Source organism: Vibrio sp. V43_P6S15P86 (assembly GCF_009904725.1).
In the GTDB taxonomy this organism is placed as follows: Bacteria; Pseudomonadota; Gammaproteobacteria; order Enterobacterales; family Vibrionaceae; genus Vibrio; species Vibrio diabolicus.
The window spans coordinates 1-4,494 of record NZ_WXWT01000244.1; the positions used below are offsets into that span (position 1 = coordinate 1).

6 protein-coding genes are annotated in these 4,494 nt (G+C 42.8%); 4 read left to right on the plus strand and 2 right to left on the minus strand.

Annotated features, from left to right (window positions below; all coding sequences use genetic code 11):
- Positions 1–47: 47 nt before the first annotated feature.
- Positions 48–224, minus strand: coding sequence for an AlpA family transcriptional regulator (locus CAG69_RS10785; protein ID WP_161444157.1), 177 nt, complete (start codon positions 222–224; stop codon positions 48–50).
- A 141-nt stretch (positions 225–365) separates the two neighbouring features.
- Here CAG69_RS10785 and radC point away from each other — a divergent pair, with 141 nt between their 5' ends.
- The 4 genes from radC to CAG69_RS10805 all read left to right on the plus strand — a co-directional run bounded on the left by radC (position 366) and on the right by CAG69_RS10805 (position 3,363).
- Entirely contained in the window at positions 366–839 is a 474-nt protein-coding gene (gene radC / locus CAG69_RS10790) for a RadC family protein (RefSeq protein WP_025631524.1), read from the plus strand.
- Positions 836–1,267, plus strand: coding sequence for a DUF2787 family protein (locus tag CAG69_RS10795; RefSeq protein ID WP_161444159.1), 432 nt, complete (start codon positions 836–838; stop codon positions 1,265–1,267). Before radC ends, CAG69_RS10795 begins: the two co-directional genes overlap by 4 nt.
- Positions 1,268–1,381: 114 nt before the next feature.
- Positions 1,382–2,206 (plus strand): helix-turn-helix transcriptional regulator, encoded by an 825-nt coding sequence (locus tag CAG69_RS10800; RefSeq protein ID WP_161444161.1) that lies wholly within the window; start codon positions 1,382–1,384, stop codon positions 2,204–2,206.
- Complete coding sequence (locus tag CAG69_RS10805; protein WP_086046485.1) at positions 2,203–3,363, plus strand: hypothetical protein; 1,161 nt, start codon at positions 2,203–2,205, stop codon at positions 3,361–3,363. Before CAG69_RS10800 ends, CAG69_RS10805 begins: the two co-directional genes overlap by 4 nt.
- Positions 3,364–3,729: 366 nt before the next feature.
- Here CAG69_RS10805 and CAG69_RS10810 read toward each other — a convergent pair whose 3' ends face one another.
- Positions 3,730–4,386, minus strand: coding sequence for an inovirus Gp2 family protein (locus tag CAG69_RS10810; RefSeq protein ID WP_025631520.1), 657 nt, complete (start codon positions 4,384–4,386; stop codon positions 3,730–3,732).
- Positions 4,387–4,494: the final 108 nt, after the last annotated feature.

Genomic DNA, 4,494 nt, shown 5'->3' on the forward strand with positions numbered 1-4,494 from the left:
TATATATTCATAAATAGCTCAAATCAAAGTAGCTGACTTCCCTCACATCAACGTGTCAATAGAATGCTCTCAACCCAATCACCTACTTCACTTTCTACCCATGCTACCGCACGGTCACCAAAGTTGACCGACTTCGGGAAAGCATCCTCGTTCATTTTTCGGTAGATAGCCGAACGGCTTAATTCAGTCTTTTCCATCACTTCTTTCATCTTTAAAAATCTCATGGGACCTACTCCTAATTCATTTACCCATGGGGTAACGCTGTGTTAGAAAAACGTTCAGGACTCTTCTTCACTCTTAATCTAATTACTTTCAGATATATGTCCTCTTAGTGAAGTACCTATCGTTTAACACTTGGAGGACCTATGTCGAGCAATCACCTTCACTACCAAAAACAAAAGAAACATCAAGAAAATGAAATCCTAGAGCATGCTGCTGAAATCCTCGCTAACCGCTACGTTCGAGGTAATGCCCTTTGTAACCCGGAAGCAACCAAAGAGTATGTTCGATTCAAACTAGCCAGTGCGGAGCACGAGGTTTTCGCTCTGCTACTACTTGATAACCAACACCGTGTCATCGAGTTTAAATCACTCTTCAAAGGCACCATTGACTCCGCCAGCGTTTATCCGCGCGAGGTCGTCAAAAGCGTCTTGGAAGTGAATGCGGCGGCGGTCATACTTGCGCATAACCACCCTTCTGGTGACCCTTCCCCATCTCAAGCGGATAGGCGTATCACACGTAAGCTTATCGACGCTTTAGCGTTAGTGGATGTCAGGGTGCTTGACCATATCGTTGTAGGAGAAAGCAGTGTCTCGTTTGCAGAAAAGGGGTGGCTATGATCAACACGATTTATGGTGGCGTTTCTTTAGCGCCACAATTGCATCAACTATTGGAGAATCTATTTAAGGGGTACTCTTTACCTGACAATGCCAAACAGTTGCTCTTGACTTGCCGCCAATTAAGCTACTACCGCCATGGTCGAGGTATTCATCCTGTTGAAGTGCAGTTCAAACGCACTGCAAATTCAGAGCCCTGGCAGATTGTCTTCTTTGCCAGCTTTTCTTACCCGTTTGAGAGCGCGCTCAACGTTCAGCCTGAACTGTACTTCCACCTTGCCAAGGGATGGTGTTATCAGCCCGATACAGGGGCGGTAAACCTTGAACACCCAGAAGTAATCGACCTTCTTCAGGTATGGATGAAAACGTTCGCTCGACATCTTTCAAGCATGGATTTTGACGAGATCGATTTATCCATCCTTGGAAAATAAGCCTCTGCCCCTTTAATCACGACACTTCATGACGTAGGTGTGACAAATTGCGTCGTATCATTTTTGCTTAAAGCATTGATACGACGAGCTTTGTCGCACCTTTTTGATATTGTCATGCCCAACAGAACGAACCTTGTTGAACTGACCATGACGCAACCTAACCAAACTCAGTATCACCTTGAGCTTATCTTGGCGATTTACAACCTTATTCCTTACAATAAGAAAGTCACCGCTAGGCAAATTCAAGCTCAATTGTCCCCGCTTGGTTTAGAGCGTTCCTTACGCACTATCCAACGTAATCTGTCCGCTATCTGTGCCATGTTTCCCAATATCATGGTGGATGATAGAGACAAACCCTTTGGCTACCAAAAAACCGAAGCTCTGAAGATGAGCACAACGGCTCACGAAGCGGTATTGCTCTATTGGCTCATCGAGTCAACCAAGCATCATCTGCCTAACAGCCTTACTCTACTCTTAGATGACTTTCTCTCGAACATAACCCCTGAAGACATCAATAACCTTCAAAATCATTGGTCATCTAAAGTTCCTATCACCATCCAAAACCCATTAAGTAACCACATTCAAGTCGATATTCAGGTTTTCCAGATTGTATGCCTAGCGACACTTCAACAGCGTCTTATCTCATTACAGATAAACGAAGGCGATGACGCTCTGCGCCTAACTAACGTTCAACCAATAAGTCTCGTACTCCATCAGGGAAGTCCTTATCTCGTTTGGCGGACACACTCGCATACCAAGTTGAACACCTTACCTCTTAGCAACATCCAGGAGGCCACCATGTCGAGCTTTCGCTTTGAACTTCAAACGGATGCAACTCTGCTCGCCTCTGAAGTTCAAGAGCTGTTTGATATCGCTGACTCTCATCTTGAATTAAACAAAATAGTACCCTCTAAAACTTATTATGGAGAAATAGAATGAACCTATCTAAACCCCTACTTACCATCGCTCTCTTTACGGTTCCTTTAGCCTTAATCGGATGTGGCGGCTCTTCTGGCGAGCGTGACAATAACGACTCAGGGCAATTATATCAATTTGGTGGTGCAGTACAGAAAGGTCCTCTACAACCTGGTTCAGTCGTCACCGCCTATGAACTTAACCAAGACTTAGAAAAAACCGACATCTCCTACACTACTCAAATAGAGGACTATGAAGGTAATTACAACATGAATGAGCGATTCAATACGCCTTATGTCGAGCTCGTTGCACAGGGGGATTACTTTAATGAGCTGACAGGAAAAAGTGATGAGCAGATGCGCATGAGCGCTTTTGTCGATATAAACGCGACGACACAAGTGAACTTCAATGTTGCTACAGCGGCCATGAAAGCCAGTATCATGGCAAAGGTACAAGCCGGACAGTCCTTTGATGAGGCGGTACATGAAACCACCTCTGAGCTGCTAAGCCTTTACAGTTATGACCCTGCGCAATGGGCAGACGATATTAACTTCTATAACGTCAACCTTTCTAACGCTGGCGATACCAGCACTGTGCTGCTCGTTATCTCTGCAAGCACTTTAACCATGGCGACCGAAAACGGACTCACGTTAGAGCAACAAATCGAGAAAATTGGTCAGGTCTTGTTAGAGCCTAAGTCCGTTCAGTTTGAAGAGATGAAACAAGCATTAACCCAGTACAGCCTCGCACTATACAAAACTGCCGCTTATGAAAATACTCTGAAGTACTACGCAGACAACGGTCTAGACTTTGATATTCCGCACATCGATTACTTTATCGATGTTGATGGTGACGGCGTACTGCCTAACAAAGACTTGCCTGTGTTCCGCTACACTTCAGGCGTTGGTATCGGTTCTGATGAAATCGGAGGACTACGTCCAGCTGGCGCTGGTGCTATCGACTACCAAGGTCGTCCTATGACGTTCGAGGTCATCGGTGAATTCCAGCACGGTGAAATCGCATCAATTGAATACACTGATACTGGCGTTGGTATTTGGTATCGTCTAACGGATGTAGACTTTGAAGGTCAGTCATTCGAAGACTGCGTTACGGTTAATACAGTAAAACCTGCACCTGCTAACTTTCCATGGAAAGCATGTGTTACTCTAACCAAACCGTAATCTTCAGCAGTTCGTAAAAATAGGAAGCCTAGCTTCCTATTTTTTTGTCTGACTCCCAATGTCATTGTGGAGCGCAACGAAGCGTATTTAGAAAGAAGACGTGAATAACTAAGTACGTGAGACGGCATTTACACTGACACAGACGTAGGGTTCTGAGGACGGATATCATTAACACTACTGTTGTTATCGAGGCCAATATACCAGCGGCGCATGACCTTACTACCGAATGCTGTGTGCTTATCTAGTACACTCCGAATGGCAGATTAAAACTAAGAGGCCATATGCTATTCCAGTTATCTCTACACTTATAATCAATCTAAAGAGCAATCACGTTTCGAAATACTAAACAGGTGTGTATATTGGCTATCACCCTTGACTCGTTCCAAAGCAACGTTTTCCTTCACCGTAATGCTTCGTTCTATTTTTGGCAAAGTAACTGAGTCTCGTAAAGAGGGCCTGGTATTTATTCTCGAAGTCATATTTATTTTGGTCTAAGTAATGTGTACCTTTATAAACAAGTTGAACTAACCTATCTGCATTATCAACATACTCTCCTAGTGCACTACTCCATGCATCCATAATGAGTCTTACTAAACTCTCTTCATTATCTCTATAACCGCTACTAAAATATCTATCTTTATTAAAAAACAGGACAAGGTGATAGTGGTCATTGTCAGATTTATTCCTTTCCCTACACCAAACATATCGTAGGTGACATGGATATACCCTTTTCTCACTCGCTATCATTCTTTTTTCTTGCGCTTTTATTTTTGCCTTCAAGGATTCAAAGAATCGTTTAATGATATTTTTTTGATTAAATGTGTTGTTCAAAATCTCATCTCTGCGAAGTATATCTTTTTCACTATCAGAAACAGGAAGTCTCAGATCCAGTCTTAACGCATGAACTCTCTTATAGTCTTTTAATGCTTTCGACATGGTTAATATGATCCGATCTAGATAGTGTGTATTGAGTTCACTGACCGGATAAAGAACCTCTAAACCTTTGTAAGTATAAATCATCATTCATTCTCTTTGGTATTAATCCAAAGATATGAATTACTGTGTTATTTAATACATGGTATTTAAGGAGAGCATACTAATTCTACTAGGTAGTGGTATCTAGGATATGAG